The organism is Streptomyces sp. NBC_01255, from assembly GCF_036226445.1.
Lineage (GTDB): Bacteria > Actinomycetota > Actinomycetes > Streptomycetales > Streptomycetaceae > Streptomyces.
In genome coordinates this window covers 490,963-509,446 of sequence record NZ_CP108474.1, presented here as the reverse complement: position 1 = coordinate 509,446, position 18,484 = coordinate 490,963, and the positions used below count along the sequence as shown (strand labels likewise).

Here is an 18,484-nt window from a genome sequence, read left to right as displayed (position 1 = left end):
CGGGTCTCTCGGATCAGTTCGCTTCGGATGCTTCGCGGAGGGCGGATGCTTCGCGGAGGGCGTTCAGATGGCGCAGCCCGTCCAGAACGGTCTTGGTGTCGATGCCGAAGTCGATCAGGCAGGCGATCTCGTCCACGCCGATGCCGCGCAGCCGCTCGACCGTCGCCGTCGCCTCCTCCACCGTTCCGAACAGCCCCCGCTGCTCGAAGTACGTGTCGAAGGACTGGGCGACGAGGAAGTCGAGGTCCTCGTCCTCCAGCGCGTCGATGTCGAAGTCCGGGTCGAGGGCGCCGAACGAGCGGGCGAGGAGATGGACCGAGCTCCTCAGATAGGCCCGCAGCGGTCCGTCGACGGTGGCGCGCACCTCGTCCCGGTCGGCGCCGAGGAAGGTGTGCAGCATCAGGACGACATGCCCGTCCCAGCCGTCGTGCGTTCCACGCGCCGTCCGCCGGTACGCGGCGATCTTCGCGGCGAGTTCGTCGACGTCCTGGTGCAGCAGATGCGTGAGGACACCGGCCCGCGCCACCGCCGCCGTACGGAAGGTGTCCGTGTCGCCGGCACTGGTCACCCAGAGCGGCAGCTCCCGCTGCACCGGTGGCGGGAAGATCCGTACGGTCGCGGGGGCGCCGTTGCCGTCCACGACCTCGTGGCCGTCGCCGCGCCACAGCCCGCGGAGTTGCCCGATGCTGTCGCCCAGTATGCGTTTGCGGTCCTCGTACGGCACTTGGCTCAGCGCGAAGTCCACCGGGTGCCAGCCGGAGGCGAGGGACACCCCGGCCCGCCCGCCGGAGAGGTTGTCCACGACCGACCACTCCTCGGCGATCCTCAGCGGATGGTGGAGCGGCGCGACGACGCTCCCGGCGCGGATGGCGACGGTGCTTGTGATCATCGCCAGGGCGGCGCCCACCACGGACGGGTTCGGGTAGAGCCCGCCGAAGGGGTGGAAGTGCCGTTCGGGCGTCCATACCGCGCGGAAGCCGTTCCGGTCGGCGAAGCGGGCGCCCTCCAGGAGGAGTTCGTACCGTCCGGCGTCTCCCTCCGGTGTGCTGTCGTCGGCGAAGTAGAAGAGGCTGAAGTCCATCGGGAATCCTTCGGTAACCCTTGCCGTATGTGAGCCGGTCGGTGTCGCGAGCCCGTGCCGCCGTCAGCCGGGGCGCGGCATTCTCCGCATGGCCGGTCGTGCCGTGCGGGTTCCCGTGAGCCGGGACGCGAGGCCGGCCACCGTGGGCGCGTCGTAGACCGTACGGACCTGGACCTCCACTCCCAGCTCGGCGCGGACGCGGCTGACCAGGCGGGTGACGAGCAGCGAATGGCCGCCGAGCGCGAAGAAGTCGTCGTCGATCCCCACGACGTACGCCGCGTCGTCCCCGCTCGGCGCGTCCACCCCGTTCGCCGGGCCCGCCGTGGCGAGCCCGAGGACCTCCGCGTACATCCGGCACAGCGCCGCCTCCTGCGGGGTCCGCGGCCGGCGGCCGGCCCCGCGCCGGGCGCCGTGCGAGGCCGGCAAGGCGGTCAGGGCCGCCCGGTCGAGCTTGCCGTGCGGGGTGAGCGGCAACGCGTCGAGGACGACGATCGCGGACGGCACCATGTACACGGGGAGGTACGCGGCCGCCCATGCGCCGACCGATGCGATGAGCTCCGTGTCGTCGGACGCCGCGAAGGGCACGTTGACATGGCGCTCGGGATCGACCACCGGCTCGGTTCCGATCTCCGGCGGGACGTCCCACTCCCCGGAGGAGAACTCGGCGTCGACGTGGTCGGGCCCAGCCTTCGCGGACCAGCGCACCACGACGCGGTGCCCCAGCCGTTCGCCGAGCCGCGCGAGCTCCTCCGGGTCCGGACCGGAGCCCGGTGTCCCGCCCGCCGCGCGCAGATCCTCGGCGAGGCGCGCGTTGGGCACCCCGGCGACCCGGACGGGTACGGCGTCCCGCGCACGGTCGCGCAGGACGTCGGCGACGTCGGCGAGCGTCCGCACGTCCGCTCCCCACAGGAGTTCCGCCACCGCGCCGGTGCGGGGCGACGGTGCTTCGCCGGTGCGGCGCAGGACGACGTCGTAGCGGTAGCGGGTCAGTTCGTTGTGATGGGTTCCCCGCTTCAGCCGTACGTCGCAGGTCGCGAAGAGCGGCCCGGACGCCTCGGCCGGGACCGTCAGCGACCGGAAGAACTCCGGATCCACCAGCAGCTCCGGCTCCGCAGCGATGCCGCGCGCCACGGCCCGGCGATGCTCCCCGCTTCCCGGTACGGTGCCCGCCGAACGGGCCGCGACCGTACCGTGGAAGGACTCCATGAGCCCCAGGTGCCGGACGTCGCCGACGAACACCGACCCACCGGGCGCCAGGGCGGCCGCCGCGAGCTCCAGCACCCGCGCGAGATGGCGTCCGCTGGGGAAGTACTGGACGACGGAGTTGAGGACGACCACGTCGAAGTACCCGCGCGGGACGCCCTCGTGGTCGTCGGCCGGCCGGCTGTGCAGCACCACCCGCCCCGCCAGGTCCGGTCGCTCGTCCACCTGCCGCCGCAGCCGCTCGATCACCCGGGGCGCGAGGTCGAGCCCCCAGTAGGCCTCCGCCTCGGGGGCGAGACGCGACAGCAACAGACCACTGCCCACGCCGAGTTCGAGAACGCGCCGGGGCCGCAGGGCACGGATGCTCCGTACGGTCTCGTCGCGCCACTCCCGCAGCTCCTCCAGCGGCAGCGCGCTGCCGTCGTATGCGCTGTTCCACCCGGTGAAGTCCTCGCCGAAGGCCGTCGGTCGGCCGTCGGCCGGCACGGCGTCGAGGACGCGGCGCCAGTCGGCCACGCGGGCCGCGTCGCTCGCTCGGCCGGCGCTCGCCGACGCGGTCGACTCGCGGCGGACGTAGGCGACGAGCCTGCGGTCACCGTCCTGGTCCTCGTGCACGGTCACCGCGGCGGCGGACAACCCGGGGTGTTCGGCGAGCCGCGCCTCGACCTCGCCGGGTTCGATCCGGTGTCCGCGTACCTTGACCTGATCGTCCGAGCGACCGGCGAACTCCAGTTCGCCCGACGTCCGCCGGCGGCCCAGATCGCCGGTACGGTACATCCGCGTCCCGGCCGGGCCGAACGGGTCCGCGACGAACCGCTGCGCCGTCAGACCGGGCCGGTCCAGATAGCCGCGGGCCAGGCCCGCCCCGGCGACGTACAGCTCGCCCACCACTCCGGCGGGCACCGGCCGCAGGGCGGCGTCGAGGACATGGAGGCGCGTGCCCCGGATCGCCCCGCCGATCGGCGGTGGGCCGGCGCTCGCCGCGAGGGGCCGGCTCATGGTGACGCAGACCGTGGCCTCCGTCGGTCCGTACGCGTTGATCAGGGTCCGGCCGGGAGCCCAGCGCCGCTGCTGGTCCGCGTCCAGGGCCTCGCCGGCGGCGACCAGGACACGGACGCGCGGGAGGGCGTCGGACGGCAGGACGCGCAGCACCGACGGGGGCAGGGTCGCGTGGGTGACCCGCTGTTCGTCGGCGAGACGGCGCAGTCCGGGCCCGGGCAGCAGGCTGAGGGCGGGCGCCAGGACGAGCGCGGCCCCCGCCGACAGGGCCATCGCCAGTTCCCAGAAGAACGCGTCGAAGCTGGGCGAGGCGAACTGCAGGACGCGGCTGCCGGCGTCCACCGCGAGGGTGTCGCGCTGGTGGGCGGTGAGGTTGGCGAGACCGGAGCGGGTGACGACCACGCCCTTCGGCAGGCCGGTGGACCCGGACGTGTAGATGACGTACGCGGGCAGGTCGCGCTCTGCGCGCCGGGCGCCGGCCGGCGGGCCGGACACCGGGGCGCGCCGCAGCGCCGCGGCGGTCTCCGGATCGTCCATGTCGGTACGCGGCACCGCGGTGCCGGCCGGGAGGGCCGTGCCGGAATCCGCGAGGAGCAGTGCCGGGGCCGCGTCGCCCAGGATGTGGGCGATGCGCTGCTGCGGGTAGCCGGGGTCTACCGGAAGATGGGCGGCCCCGGCCTTCATCACCGCCAGGACCGCGACGACCAGTTCCACCGAGCGGTCGAGCGCCGAGGCGACCACCGTCTCCGGCCCGGCGCCCCGCGCGGCCAGCACATGGGCCAGTCGGTTCGCGCGGGCGTCGAGCTCCGCGTACGAGACCTCGTCCTTCCCGAACACCAGGGCGGTGGCGTCCGGGGCGGCCCCGGCGCGCTCCTCGAAGAGGTCGAGCAGCGGTCGTGCCGGGGCGTCCACGCCGTCGAGGCCGGTGGCCCCGTACTCCTTGAGTAACCGGGCGAACAGTCCGGGGTCGGCGCGCAGTTCGTCGGTCGGGAGGAGCAGGGTGTCGCCGCGGCAGATCCGGACCCACTGCCGCACCGAGGCGTCCGACCCGAGGTCCGCGTCCCACACCACCCGCGCCGGGGCCGGTGTACCCGACGACACCGGGTCGAGGCTGGAAGGGAGACCGGCCCGGGAGCCCAGTTCGAGGCGGCGCGTGCCCGCCGGCCACTCGGTGTCGTCCGGCCCCGCGGTGAGCACGAGACGAGCCCCGGCATCCTCGGCTAACAGGCGCCGCCCGTGCGCCGGATGGGCGGGGTCGAGCGATACGTACGCCGCGCCGGCCCGCCACACCGCGAGCATCGCCGCCACAAGGTCGACACCCCGGGGGAGATCCAGGGCGACGGTCGTACCGGGCCCCGCGCCCGCCGCGCTCAGCAACTGTGCGGTCCGCTCGACCCGTTCGCCCAGCTCGCCGAACGTCACCGACTCCGACGGCGTCATCACGGCGGCACGGTCGGGGTGCCGGGCCGCCTCCCGCAGAAACCGCGTGAGGAGGTCGATCGCGCTGGTGACCACGGACAGCTCCTTGCAGGGGAGAGAGGACGGTGCCGGTGTGGGCGATGACGGAGGTGACGGGAGCGGGGCGCGGCCTCTCGCCGGGGCCGTCGCTAGTGCGGTGCCGTGGCCATCGCGGTACGCAGGCTCGCCGCCCGCAGGTCCGGTCCGAATGCCGTGCTCCATCCGGCCGGAATATCAAATTCCAAAGGCCGGAGGGAGTGCTGGTTCTCGCCATTTACGAGGACCGGGAATTGACCGGATTCATTCGCGAACGGATTGATCATCCGGGCTCGACCCTCCCACGAGGCATGGTTCGTTGGCAATGGACGCGGCAGAGCCTAAACGGCACCAGCGGGAAATGGCCACCCTGGTTTCCAGGGCGATGAACTTGTACGATCCAGCCCGAACTCCCGGCCACCGCACGTACTCTGTGGCGCGCCATGAATTCGTCGTGCTATCGAAGTCCGGAGGCCGTTCTGGAATCCGCTGTGCCGGCTGCCACGCAGTCCGCGAAAGGCCAGGACCGACGCTCCCGCCGGAACTTCCGATTGCTGCTCGTCGGCGAGACCACCAGCAAGCTGGGCACCAGCGTGACGTCCGTCCTGCTGCCGCTCGTGGCCGTCGCCACACTCCAGGCCTCGCCGTTCGTGATGGGTGTGCTCACCGCAGCGCCGTGGCTGCCGTGGCTGGTCATCGGCCTGCCTGCCGGTGCGTGGGTCGACCGTCTTCCGCCGCGCCGGGTGATGCTCGTGTGCAACGCCGTCTCCGCGGCGGTGTTCGTGAGTGTTCCGGCCACGTGGTGGCTGGGATTCCTGTCCATCGGCCATCTCCTTGCGGCCGCCCTGATCTCCGGTACCGCCTCCGTCTTCTTTTCCACCGCCTATTCGGCCTATCTGCCCCAACTGGTCCCCACGGCCGATCTGATGGACCGCAACGCGCAGCTTCAGGCCGGGGATCAGGCCGCCAGGGTGGCGGGCCCCGGTCTCGGCGGGCTGATCGCCCAGACCGTGGGCAGTGTGCCGGGCCTGCTGCTCGACGCGGCTTCCTTCGTGGTGTCCTCGCTCTGTCTCCTGGCCATCCGCCCCGAAGGGCCGCGCCCCGCCCCGCCGCCCCGGCGGCGCCTGAGCCGCGAGATCTCCGACGGCCTGCGCTTCGTCGTCGGTGACCCGTGGGTCCGGGCCGTCACCGCCTTCGGCGCGGCGGTCAACCTGGCGATGGCCGGCTTCCAGGCCGTCCAGATCGTCTTCCTCGTGCGGACCGTCGGCGTCGGCTCCGACACGCTCGGCTGGCTCGTCTCCTGCGGCGGTCTCGGCGGGGTGCTCGGCGGCCTCGTGGCCGGCCGGCTCGCCCGGCGCCTGGGCACGGCACGCGCCCTGCTGGCCATCCAGTTCGCCGCCTCGCCCTTCGGGCTCCTCGCCGCGCTCGCCGGTCCCGGGCCGGGGCTGGCGTTCTTCGTGCTCGGAACGACCGTGATGCTCGCCGGGATAGTGGCCTGCAACGTCATCACCGTCAGCTTCCGGCAGGCGTACTGCCCGCCCGCGCTGCTGGGGCGCGTCACCGCGACCACCCTGTTCCTCAACTACAGCACCATCCCGCTCGGCGCCCTCCTGGGCGGCTCCCTCGCCTCCCTCTTCGGCGCCCGCTCCACGATGTGGGCCGTCACGGCCGCGCTTGTCGCAGCCGGCGGTTTCCTCCTGGTGGGGCCGCTGCGCGGCCTCCGCGACCTGCCGGGCGCACCCGCCGGTGAGGCCGGGGCCGGGGCCTGAGGCCCGTACCCCACATGCCGGTCCGCTGTTGGGATTGATTGACCGAGCGTCGCACGCAGGTTCCCCGGAGGGCCTTTCCACGCCTGCTATCGATGAGGCCATGGCGCTCTCGCACGAGTTCCGCGAGGCGTCGAGCGACCCCACCCCCCTCCGGAGATCAGGATGTTCGACGACATCGGTGCGCCGCCCCCGTACGGTCCCACTGAGACGTTCACCGAGGCGTTCACCGAGACGGCCTCCCGCGACGGGCTGACGCTCGTCATCGGGACCGGGTCGGTCGCCGCGGTCAACATCGGCGGCCTCCTCCACGAACTGTCGTCGGCGCTTCCGGGGCCCACTGCGGTCGTCCTCACCGACGCGGCACGGCGGTTCGTGACTCCGGCGGCGGTCCGGCACCTGGGCCGCTGCCCGGTGCTGACCCGCGAGACCACCGGCCCCGGGCTCCGGCCGCTGCACGTCTGGCTCACGGACGTGGCCCGGCGGGTGCTGGTCTACCCGGCCTCGGCCGGGTTCCTCGGGCGGGTGGCCAACGGGCTCGCGACCGACCTGGCCTCCACCGCCTACCTGTGCGCGACAGGGATCCCCACCCTCGTCGTGCCGTCGATGCATCCCCGCATGTGGAACGGCGAACCGGTCCGGCGGAACATCCGACGCCTCCGGTCCGCCGGAGTCCAGGTGCTGCCTCCCCGCGACGGCACCGCGCCCCCGGTGGCGGAGGTCGCCGCCGCTCTCGCCGCGCTGACCGCCGTACCGCCACAGACTCCTCCCTCACGTCCCCAGAGAACGGAGCACAGCAGATGACCACCCAGAAGATCACGAACGTCCCCGTCGTCCAGATCGAGGTCCTCGTCCCCGTCGACGTGCCCGCCGGGCGGCGGGCCCGCTTCGAGCTGTCACTCGCCCGCTTCCTCTTCGGCAACGAACGCGTCAGGCCCGAACTGAGCGAAGCGCTCGCGCAGGAGGGCATCGACTTCAACCACCTCGCCTCGCTCGCCGCCCGCGAGCCCCTCGGCATCTGCCCGTCCCCCGGCGCCGTGGAGTTCGTCCCGAGCGACAAGCTCGCCGAGGTCTGCCGGCGGCACGGCATCGACCTCACCTCGGGTGGGTGCGCCCTCATGACCTTCACGTACGACGCGTACGACGGCAAGGAGCGGCCCTCCGACGCGCTGGAGATCAACATCAAGCTCCCGGGAAGCGGCGCCCGGGACATCGCCGAGTCGGACGAGCTCACCGCCGACGTCGCGACCGCCCTGTTCGGGGACTGCCGGCTCTCGGAGCGGGCCCGCGCCTATCTGCGCACTCACGGGGTGGACCTGGAGGCGATCGCGGCGAACAACCGGGGCCTCCTCGGCGGCGACGGCGTTCCCTTCACGTCACGGGTCAGCCCGGAGATCCACGACTACCTGCGGGAGAGCGGGTTCGACGTCGACCGGTTCGGCCGCTTCGACGTCCGTGAGGTGGACGGTGCGGACAACGACGCACTGCTGCCCTCCTCCTGGTCCAAGACCACCTGCTGCTGACGCCACGATGAAATACAGCATCGCTCCGCTGCCCCGCTGGGAGGACCTGGACGGCGGCGAGCCGATCCGGGTCGCCCGCCACTACCGCATCCCGGTGGAGGACGACGAACTCCTCCTGCTGCCGCACGGCCGGCCGGGCTGGCTCCGACTGCCGGCCGCCCTGTATCCGATGCTCGACGCCCTGGACGGCACGAGCGTCGCCGAATTCACCGCCTGGCCGGGGTTTCCCGACGCGGCCGGCACCCTGCGGGCCCTCTATGACGCCGGCCTGGTCTTCGTCGGCGGCCGGACCGGGGTCCGCGCCGTGCCCGCACCGCGCGGCGTCGGAGACGGAGTCGTCGGCGCCGGCGAGGCCGTCGGCGCCGAGCCGCCGACGGCGCTCCTGCTGAAACTCACCGGCGCCTGCGACATCGCCTGCGACTACTGCTACGACTACGACAGCGGACGCTGGCCGGGCCGGATGACCTCCGAAGTGGCTCGACGGCTCATCACCGAATGCCTGGTCCCCGGGCGTCGGCTGACGCTGATGTTCCACGGCGGTGAACCCATGCTGCGGTTCGGCCAGATCCGCGAGCTCGTGGAGTTCGCCGAACTGCGCGCCACCGAGGTGGGGGCGTCCGTGCACTTCACCGTCCAGACCAACGGCCGGCACTTCACCGAGGACGTCGTCGCGTTCCTGCGGAGGCACGCGTTCACGGTCGGCGTCTCCCTGGACGGGCCGCAGGACATCAACGACCGGCACCGCGTCGACCACCGCGGCCGCGGCACGTTCGCGCGGATCGTCGAGAACTTCGACCGCTTCCCCGAGTTCATGCGCGACGAGGTCGGCTACATCAGCGTCGTCGGCACCGACACCACACCGGACGACCTCGACCGCGTCTGGGAGTTCTTCCGGGGCATGGGCGTGCACAGCTGGAAGATGCTCCCGGCCGACGCCGAGGGACGCGCCGACGACAAGCCCGAGACACACCGGTTCCGGCAGACGTTCGCCGCCTTCCTCGGCAGACGGCTCACGGAGGTGCTGGACGGGGACCTCGAACCCCCGTACCTCACCAACCTGGTCCAGCTGATCGAGCCGTTCCTCTCCGTCGAACGCCCCAACATGTGCATGAAGATGCCCTGCGGCGCCTCCAGCGACCTCCTGGTCCTGGACGCGGTGGGCTCCGTCCGGGCCTGCGACTGCAGCTACCACCCCGCGTTCCAGCTGCTGCCCCGGGCCGCCGTGGCCCCGCCACCCGGACGCACTCTGCTGCCGATCGCCGACGGTTCCCTGACCGTACGCAGCCGGAGCACCCCGGCGGCGGCCGCCCTGCGCGACCGCGAGCGGTGGCTCACGGAGGACGCGCCGTGCGCCTCCTGCCCCTGGCTCCATCAGTGCGCGGGCACGTGCCCGGCGCGCGCCCTGATCAACAACGGCTCGCTGTTCTCGGTGGACGAGCTGGAGTGCACGACCCGGCTCGCGTTGTTCCCCCGCATCCTGGAGGACGTCTCTCGCCGCGGGTCGGCGCTCCGCGCCTACCACGAGCGGGCGAAGTCCCGGGCGGCCGGAGGCTCCGGCGCGGCCACGGCGCCCGACCTCGCCGTGGCGCCCCCGCGATGAGCATCCGGATCACCGGTTCGGACTGGGACGTCGCCGTCCTGCGGGAACTGGCCGCACATCCGCCGCCTCCGTACGGCGAAGGCGCACGGCACCGGTACGCCGTCAGGGTGCTCGCCGAGACCATCGGCGACGACGTCAAGCTCTTCCTCCGGTGCCACGGCGGGCGCTACACCGCGCACTGGCGGCATCCCACCGATCCGTACGTCGCCATGGTGAGCTGGCTGGCCGGGTACTACCTCCGCCTGCACGACATCCTGCGGCACGGACCGCGTGAGGTCCTCCCGGGGTGGCAAGAAGCCGTCGCCGAGGTGCGCGCCCGGCTGGGCACGACCCGCCTCGTCCTGACCACCCAGCTCGGGCACGCGCTGATGGTGCCGCTCCTCGTGGCGGAGGCCACGGGACGGCCCGTCCTCCCGATCGTGCACGACCGGAACCCGCTGGTACGGAAGATGTACGCGGAGCGGCTGCGGCTCGGCGAACCCCTGCTGCTGACGCGGCTGGCCGCCGCCGACATCCGCCGCTGGCTGGGCTCGGACGCCGTCATGGTCGCGAATCTGGACACCTGTTACCCCGGCACCCGGGACGTACGCGCCCTGTCGGTGCTCGGCGGCCGGCTGAACGTGCCGACCGGCCTGCTCGCCCTGGCCGCCAGACGGCAGCTCGAGACGCGGGCGGTGGCGGCCCCGGAGGTCGCGGGCCGGATCGCCCCGTGCGTCGGGGCCCGGCTGCCCGGCACCGCCGACGCGGCTCTGGACGCGTACGGCACGTGGCTGGACCGGTGCGTGAACGCGGCACCGGAGCAGTGGATGGCGTGGGGCAGCCTCCACGAAGCCGAGCGAGCCGAACCGGCACCAGCCGAACCGGCACCAGCCGAACCGGCCCTGTGACCCCCCTGGTTCACACGACGAGAACGAACAACCCGAAGGAGAGAGCACGGTGGAGAACGTCCTGGAGAAGACGCTGGACCACAAGGCGCCGGAGAGGCCGTCCCGCAGGCAGGGGAACGCGCAGCGGTCCACCATGATGGCCCGCGCCGCGAACGTACGGCGCATCGACGCCCTGTTCCAGGCCATGGAGACGGACTTCCTGCTCCGCGAGCAGTTCATCACCGGTCCGTCCCGGATCCTCACGGAGTACCTCGACGTCCCGCCCGTCACGGCGGAGCAGGCGGCCTACACCGACCGCCTCGTGTACGCGGTCTTCGCCAACGCGAAGCTCCTGCAGTGGCTCCAGGACTACGTCCACGACCACACGGACAGGGTCCCCACCGGTCCCGAGTTCCTCGCCGACTTCTGCGAGGCGACGGTCGCCAACGGTGGTCAGGACATCGTCGCCGCCCTGCTCGAAGGGTGCGTGGCCGGGACAGGCATCCACGGACTCACCGAGGACCTGCTGCACTACTTCGTCAACCTCCACGCCGCGCACACGCTCTGCGGCGACGAGAACGGCCGGCACGGCGGAGCGCCGGCGGAGTCCCAGGAGGGCGTCGGCATCGAGCCCCGCGGCATCACGCCGCTGACCTCCATCACCTGGACCACGTGGATCAGGACGACGCAGGCGGAGGAGGCCCACGCGATCGGCTCGGACTTCGCGCCGCCGTACACCACGGTGACCCTCGACGGTCTCGCCCGCTACGCGGTGGAGCTCCGGGCGCGCGGCGCGCTCGGGCTCGGGTGACGCGGGTGGGAACGTCATGGGACGCCGGTCCGGTGGTCGCCCGGGTGAGGGCAGCCGCCGGTTCCGGCGGATCGGAGGAGGCGGCGCGCGTCCTCGCCGACGTGCTCCGGGCCGACCCCGAGGACCGGTCGGCCCGCCGCGAACTGGCGCTCCTGCTGGCCGCCTCGGGGCGCTGGGAAGAGGCGCTGCCGTGGTGTGACGAGCCGGGCCCGGGCGAGGGCGCTCCGGAGCCGGAGCCGGAGCCGGAGTCGGAGCCGGAGTGGCTGCCGGAGGCGGTCACGGTGGCTCTGGAACGGGGCGACTTCCCGCTCGCCGAGGCATGTGCCCTCCTCTTCGCCCGGCTGCGCTGGGGCTCCTCCGACCCGGCCGTGCGGTCGGTCGTCCCGCTGAGCGTGCCGAAGCTGCGCCACGACATCGACCAGATGCGCCACCTCCGGCGTCTGGGCGTGCTCGGTGCGGAGTACGAGCAGGTCATCGACTCCTACCGGGCCGTGCACGAGCGGCTGGTGCTCGGGGGACCCGACGCCAGGGAACCCCTCGACACCGACGCCAATCGGAGCATCGCGCCCACCTACAACCGACTGCTGCATGTCCGTGACACTCCGCGCGTGGCGCGTGCCCTGTCCCGCCGGTGGGATCCCACCGGGGTCGAGGACCAGTACATGGCGAACGCACCCGGCGTGGTGACCGTCGACGACTTCCTCACCGAGGAGGCACTGGAGGAGCTGTACCGGTTCTGTCTGGAGTCGACGGTGTGGTTCGGCAACCGCTACGACCACGGTCGGCTCGGCTCGCTCATGCAGGACGGGTTCGTCTGCCCCCTGCTCACCCAGATCGCCGAGGAACTACGGGACGCCCTGCCCCGGTTGATCGGCGACAGGTACCCGCTGCGCCAGATCTGGGGCTTCAAGTGCGGCCCCGACGTACCGGCCGACGTCACCACGCACGCGGACTTCGCCGCCGTCAACGTCAACTTCTGGATCACGCCGGACGCCGCGAACGCCGACGAGCACTCGGGCGGCCTGGTGGTGCACGACGTGGACGCCCCTTTGTCCTGGGGCTTCGACAGCTACAACGGCCGCCAGGACCTGATCCGGCCGTTCCTGCGGAGCCGCCAGGCCCGCAGCATCACCATCCCGTACCGGCGGAACCGGGCGGTGATCTTCAACTCGGACCTCTTCCACGCGTCGGACGCGGTCCGCTTCCGCCCCGGCTACGAGAACCTCCGTATCAACGTGACCATGCTCTACGGCGACCGCGAGGAGGAACTCCACCACCCGAGGCTCTCAGGTCCGGTAACGGCGGGACTCAGGCCGGCATGGCGGTCGGCTGCCTTCTCCCGCACACGCGCGAGGGTGTGACGCGGCAGGGAAGTCGCGCTGTCTCTGTCTCAGGTCGTACGGCATCGAGACTTAGGACAGACGCGCTCATGGTCCTGCGGCGGCCACGGTGGTCGCATGACGAACGACAGCGTGACGAACGACCGCGTGGCCAACGACCGCGTGACGAACGACAGCCGGACACCACCTGTGGCCGTGCCCAGGTCCTCCTCCGTACCAGTGGCGGTGAGTGCCCTGGGCGCCGCCGCCACTCTCGCGACCTGGGCCGTCCAGCCGTACCTTCCCGGCGGGCGGGACTACATCACGTCCCTGGGCATCGTCCCGGGCTGGGCGCCCTGTGCCGCCGGCCTACTCGGACTGGGCGCGACGCTCGCCATCTCGCGTGGCGTGGGGCGGCGGCGGCCGGTGGTGGCCGTCGGCTGGCTCGCGTCCGTGCTGCTGCTGTGGGCCGCGGTCGGTGTCGTCTTCGACGGCTTCCGCGCCTTCTTCTGGGCCACCGGTATCCCCGCCGGTGACTTCGCACAGGTCGACTGGCCCGGCTTTCTCACCCGAGCGGCGGCCTTCGTCGCGACTGTGGCGCTGGCCAGGACTGTACTGGCGTACCAACGCGTGACGGGGACCGGCTGCGACAGGTGCGGCCGTACGCCCGACGCGGAGGCGTGGCAGGCGGCGTGGCCGGCATACGCTGCCTGCGTGCTGGCGTGCGTGTATCCGGCGGTGAAGTTCTCCTGGTGGCTGGGCGGTGAGTTCGGCCGTCCCGCGGACTTCAACGAGACCGGCGCCCCGGTCATGTCGGCGCTCCTGCTGGCCGGGAGCGTGCTGCTGGCTCTGGCGCTGGTCCGGCCGTGGGGCCGCAGGCTCCCTCGACGGGTGCCGCTGCTCGCCGGATGGAGCCTGGCATCCCTGCACATCCTGCAGGGTCTGATCCCGGTCTTCGCCGGCGTCAACCGTCTGTTCGGCGGACCCGAGCTGCCGTTCGGGTCCGAGGACGACAACTTCCTCGTCATCACGACGGTGTACGGCAGTTGGTCGCTGTTCGGCCTCTCACTCGCCGCGGCCGCCCTCTCGTACGGGCACCGCACCAGGAAGGAGTGCGCGCAGTGCGGGCACTGACATCGCGTCCCGCGCCACGAGACATCCTGCTCGCGAGTGTCGTCGCGGTGCCGGTCGGCGCCTGGTCCCTGACACTGCTGTGGCTGGCGGTACCGAGGAGCCGACTCCTGCCGTTCGCGGTCGCGGTGCTCCTCGGACATGCGGCCCTGGCCTGGCGGCGCGTCGCGCCGACGCTGTCGTTCGCCGTGGTCACCACGGCGGGAACCGTGCAACTCGCCGGAACAGGAGGGCTTCCCCTGCTGCCCTCGCTGCTGGTGTTCCCGATCGGGCTGTACGCGTACACGGCCCATGGCGGAGACCGGTCCCGGCTCGTCGCCCCGGCCGTCGGCGCGATCGCAGCGGTCACGGCCGCGGTCTGGTCCGCCGCCGGACCACCCGGACGGATGCCCGTCCCGGTGGCGTACTTGGCCGGCCTGCTCCTGGCCGTGGTGGCGGTCGCGGTCAGCCTCGGCGCGTATCGTCGTATGCAACTGGCCTATACGGAGGAGTTGTTGGCCCGCGCCGCACGGGCCGAGGCCGACCGTGAGGAGCGGGCCCGCAGTGCCGTGTTGAGTGAACGGGCGCGTGTGTCGAGGGAGATGCACGACGTCATCGCCCACTCCCTGTCGGTGATCGTCAGCCAGGCCCAGGGAGGTCGCTATGCGGCGCGCGCCAGGCCGGAGCGCGCCGCCGAGGTGCTCGGCCGGATCGAGGAGACCGGGCGGCAGGCACTCACCGATATGCGAGGGCTGCTCGGGGTGCTGCGCTCCGGTACTTCCGAGGCCGCCGACTGCTGGGATCCGCAACCCGGACTCGCGGAACTGCCAGTGCTGCTGGACCGGGTCAGAGCCGCGGGGCTGACCGTGGATCACACGGTGAGCGGGGAGCCGTACGCTCTGAGCGCGGCGGCCGGACTCGTCGTGCACCGCCTGGTTCAGGAGGCTCTGACGAACACCCTGAAACATGCGGGGCGCGGCGCTCAGGCCCGGATACGGTTCGACTGGTCCGGCGGAGCGCTCGTCGTCGAGGTGAGCGACAACGGACACGGGCCCGGCGTGAACGACGGGGCGGGCCAGGGGCTGATCGGGATGCGCGAGCGGATGGCGGTGGTCGGTGGCACGGTGCGCACCGGTCCGGCGGGCGAGGACGGCAGAGGCTTTCTGGTCCGGGCACGACTGCCGCGGCAAACGGGAGGAGAGACGCGATGACGATCCGGGTGGTCTTCGTGGACGACCAGGTGATGGTGCGGGACGGCTTCGTCATGGTGGTCGAGTCGCAGGACGACATGGAGGTCGTCGGCGAGGCCGGTGACGGTGTCGAGGCGCTGGAACTGCTCGCCGGCCGCCGTGCCGACGTCGTGCTCATGGACGTACGCATGCCGCGACTCGACGGAGTGGAAGCAACTCGACGGCTGCTGACCCACGCTGACGCACCGAAAGTGATCGTCCTGACCACCTTCGACCTCGACGAGCACGCCTTCGCTGCACTCCAGGCCGGTGCGAGCGGCTTTCTGGTGAAGGACGCGCCGGCGGAGGACCTGCTCGCGGCGATCCGCACCGTGCACCGCGGCGATGCGGTGATCGCCCCCTCCACCACGCGCCGCCTGCTCGACCACGTGGCCGCGGACCTCCCGGCTTCGCGCCACGGCGCACCGGACCCGGTCGCGTCACTGACGGACCGGGAGCGCGATGTGCTGCTGCTGATCGCGCGCGGCGACTCCAACGCGACGATTGCTCGCCGGCTGTTCCTCTCCGAGGGGACGGTGAAGACACACGTCGGACGCATCCTGGCCAAGCTGGGGCTGCGCGATCGGGTACAGGCGGTGATCTACGCCTACGAACACCGCTTGATCCGGATCGGATCCTGACCGAGGCGCCTGGGCTCCGTCGTCGTTCGCGCCGGGGGATCAGATCACCAGCGGTGCCTCCGACCAGCGGCGGACGCGGTACGGGGCCCACCACAGGTGGTCACCGAGGCGCAGGACCAGGGTCTCGGCCATGAGGTCGTCCAGGATCGGCTGCGGGATCGCGTCGGCGAGAGCGCCGTCGGTGAGGGCCTCGATGGCCTCGTGGTACTCCGGTTCGTCGATGGTGAAGCGGCGCAGCTCGCCGTAGCGCCGGTCGCGGACCTGGATGAACCCGGGGCCGTACCGGAAGACGCACTTGCAGATGTAGTACGCATTGCGCCATGCGAGTGCCGTCGCCGCCGGGTCGGCGGTGCCGAGGACGGCGGTCGGCGGGTGCAGATGGCTGTAGTGGCGCCAGGCCTCCGGGTCCGGGCCGGTGTGGAGCTGCCAGTCGACCGAGATGGCCAGGCTGGACAGGTCGCCCACGAAGCTGAGCGCCCTCACCGACCAGGCTGCGTCGGCGGTGTCCGTCACGTCGACCGGGCGGGGAAGCGTGACGTGCCGGGCCCCGGCGGCGAACAGCCGCCGGGCGGCCTCGCCGCCGGTCATGTCGATCTCGTAGCTGCCCAGGGACATGGCGGACAGCGAGCCCACCGCGGGGTCGTAGTCCCGTGAGGCGGAAACGGTGAAGGGTGCGGTACCGGTGAGTGCAGGAGTCATCGTCGTCTCTCCGTCGGGCAGGCGTCGGGCAGGCGTCGGGCAGGCGTCGGGCAGGCGTTGGGCAGTCGTCGGGATCGGCCGTCGTCAGGCGGTCGTCAGGCGGTCGTCGCGGTCAGCTCGGCCTCGCGGGCCGAGGTGTGCCGCATGAAGTCGATCCGCAGGAACTCCTCGTTGAGTGCCGGCGGCGCGATCTGCACGAACTGCCCGCTGTCCTCGAAGACCACCCCGAGCGCCCGCCACCGCGTCAACACCTGACGCACGGCGTCCTCGCCCACGTGGTGGTCCTTGTCCAGCTTGCGGGCGGCGGCCTTCACCGTGTGCGGCTGGTCGAGCAGCCGGAACAGGGCCAGCTCGAACGGGTCGGTCAGTTCCAGGTGTGTCCAGTCGAAGGCCCGGCGCCGACTGACCAGGACGATCCGGTCCTCCAGATCGCAGTGGGTGAGACGGCTGCCGGCGTAGTTCCGTTTCCAGTGCGCGATGCCCTCGTCGAGGCGGTCGACGACGTCCTCGCCGATCCCGCGCGGCGGGACGTCGAAGACATACGCCAGGTCGAACATCTCGGCGTCGGGGAGGTCGTAGGTGAGCCGGTACGGTTCGGCGGGGCGCAGTTCGGAGAAGCCGAGCCCGGGGTCGTTGAAGTACGGGCTGAACCGCTCGATGGCGATCCGGGACGACGGGCCCACGGGCGGGTTGAGGTGCTCCAGCGCGGCCAGTTGGTCCACCACGTCGTCGTAGTCCTCGCGGTCCTCGCCGGGGAAGCCGTGCAGGTAGTTCCAGGCCACCGAGAGGCCGACGGTGGCGGCGTCGCGGAGCATCCGGACGTTCTGGCCGCCGGTCACGCCCTTGTCCATCAGGGTGAGGACCCGGCTGTTGAGGCTCTCGATGCCCGGCTGGACGAAGATCAGGCCCGCGTCGGCGAGGGTCTGGAGCTGGCCCCGCCGCATGTTGGACTTGATCTCGATGTGCATGCGCAGGTCGAACCCGCTGTCGATGATGCGGGGCAGCACCGTGTTCACGTACCCCATGTCCAGGATGTTGTCGACGACGTACATGTCCAGGACCCGGTGTTTGCGGGCCAGTTCGATGATCTCGTCGTAGAACACGTCCGGGCTCTTGCTGCGGAACTGCATGAACGAGCCGTTCAGCCCGCAGAAGGTGCAGTGGTGCTTCTCGCCCCACCAGCAGCCCCGCGCGCCCTCGACAACCAGTTTGGGCTCGACCCAGTTCCGGGCGTGGGAGGAGGCGAGCCGCTCGAAGTACCCGGCGTAGTCCGGCGGGAGGATCGAGGCCGGCGGCAGCGGTTTGGTGCTCATGGCGTTGACGACGGACGCGCCGTCCGCGTCGCGCCAGCACAGTCCGGGTACCTCTGACAGCGGTTCGCCCGCGTCCAGCGCCGTGAGCAGCGCGGGGAACGACACCTCTCCCTCGCCGCGCACGACGTAGTCGACGAAGGGGAAGTTGCGGTGGACGGCCTCGCCCTGCTTGCCGTCGCAGTTGGCGCCGCCCATGGCCGTCGCGATGTGCGGGGCGAGGCGCTTGACGTACTTGGCGGCCGCCAGAGCTGCGGTGTTCTGCTGGAACGTCGAGGTGAAGCCGACGACGTCCGGAGCGAGTTCGACGATTTGCTCGGCAATGTGTCGGACGAAATCAGGCGCGGTCACGTGCAGCGCCTGCGTCATCTCCATCCGGGCCCCGCGTACCCGGCTGCTCATCGCATCGGTGAATTCGGGAACCCGCCACTGGGGGTCGTCGTACAGGGCGGAGGAGAACACCCAGTCACCACAGCCCAGGAAATAGGAACCGAGCGCGTAGTAGGAGTAGTCCTCCAAGGTGAACTCGGTGTTCTTGGTGATCCAGTCCACGTACTCGATGTTGGCATGGAGAACGTCCGCTGTTCCGTTCGGGACGCGCTCGTCGACACTGCGCTTGAGAATTCCGAGAGCCAGCGACGGGAGATCGATCGGGGCCCAGGGCATGTTCACCAGGAGTACGCGCATGGCTCGCCTCTTCTCATGTGATCAGTGCACGAAGTCGGTCATGTGCCAGGCATCCGGCCGGGTCCGGCCGGGTCCGGTCCGGTCCGGTGGGATAGGGGCCGGTCGCGCACGGGGTGCGGGACCGGCCCCTACGTGCTACTTGTCCT

Annotated in this window: 15 protein-coding genes; 10 read left to right on the top strand and 5 right to left on the bottom strand. The window is 71.7% G+C overall.

Annotated elements, in window-relative coordinates:
- Positions 1-13: 13 nt before the first annotated feature.
- The 3 genes from OG357_RS02205 to OG357_RS02195 form a co-directional block, all read right to left on the bottom strand.
- Positions 14-1,081 carry a MupA/Atu3671 family FMN-dependent luciferase-like monooxygenase gene (locus OG357_RS02205; protein WP_329619460.1) on the bottom strand — a complete coding sequence of 356 codons (1,068 nt, stop codon included), beginning with the start codon at positions 1,079-1,081 and terminating at the stop codon, positions 14-16.
- A 63-nt stretch (positions 1,082-1,144) separates the two neighbouring features.
- On the bottom strand, positions 1,145-4,798 hold the full coding sequence (locus tag OG357_RS02200) for an amino acid adenylation domain-containing protein (RefSeq protein WP_329619459.1): 3,654 nt from the start codon (positions 4,796-4,798) through the stop codon (positions 1,145-1,147).
- Positions 4,799-4,890: 92 nt separating this feature from the next.
- Positions 4,891-5,064, bottom strand: a complete 174-nt coding sequence (locus OG357_RS02195) for an MbtH family protein (RefSeq protein ID WP_329619458.1) — start codon at positions 5,062-5,064, stop codon at positions 4,891-4,893.
- 204 nt (positions 5,065-5,268) lie between these two features.
- Here OG357_RS02195 and OG357_RS02190 point away from each other — a divergent pair, with 204 nt between their 5' ends.
- The 10 genes from OG357_RS02190 (at position 5,269) to OG357_RS02145 (ending at position 15,642) form a co-directional block, all read left to right on the top strand.
- The gene (locus tag OG357_RS02190) at positions 5,269-6,546 is read left to right on the top strand and encodes an MFS transporter (protein WP_329619457.1); all 1,278 of its coding nucleotides are present in this window, start codon (positions 5,269-5,271) and stop codon (positions 6,544-6,546) included.
- A gap of 162 nt (positions 6,547-6,708) precedes the next feature.
- Positions 6,709-7,347 carry a flavoprotein gene (locus OG357_RS02185; protein WP_329619456.1) on the top strand — a complete coding sequence of 213 codons (639 nt, stop codon included), beginning with the start codon at positions 6,709-6,711 and terminating at the stop codon, positions 7,345-7,347.
- Complete coding sequence (locus tag OG357_RS02180) at positions 7,344-8,066, top strand: hypothetical protein (RefSeq protein ID WP_329619455.1); 723 nt, start codon at positions 7,344-7,346, stop codon at positions 8,064-8,066. The genes OG357_RS02185 and OG357_RS02180 overlap by 4 nt, the downstream gene beginning before the upstream one ends.
- A gap of 7 nt (positions 8,067-8,073) precedes the next feature.
- Positions 8,074-9,666 carry a radical SAM protein gene (locus OG357_RS02175; RefSeq protein ID WP_329619454.1) on the top strand — a complete coding sequence of 531 codons (1,593 nt, stop codon included), beginning with the start codon at positions 8,074-8,076 and terminating at the stop codon, positions 9,664-9,666.
- On the top strand, positions 9,663-10,553 hold the full coding sequence (locus OG357_RS02170; protein ID WP_329619453.1) for a hypothetical protein: 891 nt from the start codon (positions 9,663-9,665) through the stop codon (positions 10,551-10,553). Before OG357_RS02175 ends, OG357_RS02170 begins: the two co-directional genes overlap by 4 nt.
- Before the next feature lie 49 nt (positions 10,554-10,602).
- The gene (locus OG357_RS02165; protein WP_329619452.1) at positions 10,603-11,343 is read left to right on the top strand and encodes a hypothetical protein; all 741 of its coding nucleotides are present in this window, start codon (positions 10,603-10,605) and stop codon (positions 11,341-11,343) included.
- 5 nt (positions 11,344-11,348) lie between these two features.
- The gene (locus OG357_RS02160; RefSeq protein ID WP_329619451.1) at positions 11,349-12,704 is read left to right on the top strand and encodes a tetratricopeptide repeat protein; all 1,356 of its coding nucleotides are present in this window, start codon (positions 11,349-11,351) and stop codon (positions 12,702-12,704) included.
- Between the two features lie 96 nt (positions 12,705-12,800).
- Positions 12,801-13,796 carry a hypothetical protein gene (locus OG357_RS02155; protein ID WP_329619450.1) on the top strand — a complete coding sequence of 332 codons (996 nt, stop codon included), beginning with the start codon at positions 12,801-12,803 and terminating at the stop codon, positions 13,794-13,796.
- Positions 13,784-14,983 (top strand): sensor histidine kinase, encoded by a 1,200-nt coding sequence (locus OG357_RS02150; RefSeq protein WP_329619449.1) that lies wholly within the window; start codon positions 13,784-13,786, stop codon positions 14,981-14,983. The genes OG357_RS02155 and OG357_RS02150 overlap by 13 nt, the downstream gene beginning before the upstream one ends.
- Positions 14,980-15,642, top strand: coding sequence for a response regulator transcription factor (locus OG357_RS02145; protein ID WP_329619448.1), 663 nt, complete (start codon positions 14,980-14,982; stop codon positions 15,640-15,642). Before OG357_RS02150 ends, OG357_RS02145 begins: the two co-directional genes overlap by 4 nt.
- A gap of 39 nt (positions 15,643-15,681) precedes the next feature.
- Here OG357_RS02145 and OG357_RS02140 read toward each other — a convergent pair whose 3' ends face one another.
- Positions 15,682-16,341: a DUF5825 family protein gene (locus tag OG357_RS02140; protein ID WP_329619447.1), complete on the bottom strand. Its 660-nt coding sequence runs from the start codon at positions 16,339-16,341 to the stop codon at positions 15,682-15,684.
- Positions 16,342-16,436: 95 nt separating this feature from the next.
- Positions 16,437-18,338: a RiPP maturation radical SAM C-methyltransferase gene (locus OG357_RS02135; protein ID WP_329619446.1), complete on the bottom strand. Its 1,902-nt coding sequence runs from the start codon at positions 18,336-18,338 to the stop codon at positions 16,437-16,439.
- Positions 18,339-18,484: the final 146 nt, after the last annotated feature.

What these genes read in the sequence shown, in the direction of transcription:
- OG357_RS02205 (WP_329619460.1), bottom strand. Translation starts at nt 1,081, where the DNA reads ATGGACTTCAGCCTCTTCTACTTCGCCGACGACAGCACACCGGAGGGA.
- OG357_RS02195 (WP_329619458.1), bottom strand. Translation starts at nt 5,064, where the DNA reads ATGATCAATCCGTTCGCGAATGAATCCGGTCAATTCCCGGTCCTCGTA.
- OG357_RS02185 (WP_329619456.1), top strand. Translation starts at nt 6,709, where the DNA reads ATGTTCGACGACATCGGTGCGCCGCCCCCGTACGGTCCCACTGAGACG.
- OG357_RS02180 (WP_329619455.1), top strand. Translation starts at nt 7,344, where the DNA reads ATGACCACCCAGAAGATCACGAACGTCCCCGTCGTCCAGATCGAGGTC.
- OG357_RS02175 (WP_329619454.1), top strand. Translation starts at nt 8,074, where the DNA reads ATGAAATACAGCATCGCTCCGCTGCCCCGCTGGGAGGACCTGGACGGC.
- OG357_RS02170 (WP_329619453.1), top strand. Translation starts at nt 9,663, where the DNA reads ATGAGCATCCGGATCACCGGTTCGGACTGGGACGTCGCCGTCCTGCGG.
- OG357_RS02155 (WP_329619450.1), top strand. Translation starts at nt 12,801, where the DNA reads ATGACGAACGACAGCGTGACGAACGACCGCGTGGCCAACGACCGCGTG.
- OG357_RS02145 (WP_329619448.1), top strand. Translation starts at nt 14,980, where the DNA reads ATGACGATCCGGGTGGTCTTCGTGGACGACCAGGTGATGGTGCGGGAC.
- OG357_RS02140 (WP_329619447.1), bottom strand. Translation starts at nt 16,341, where the DNA reads ATGACTCCTGCACTCACCGGTACCGCACCCTTCACCGTTTCCGCCTCA.
- OG357_RS02135 (WP_329619446.1), bottom strand. Translation starts at nt 18,338, where the DNA reads ATGCGCGTACTCCTGGTGAACATGCCCTGGGCCCCGATCGATCTCCCG.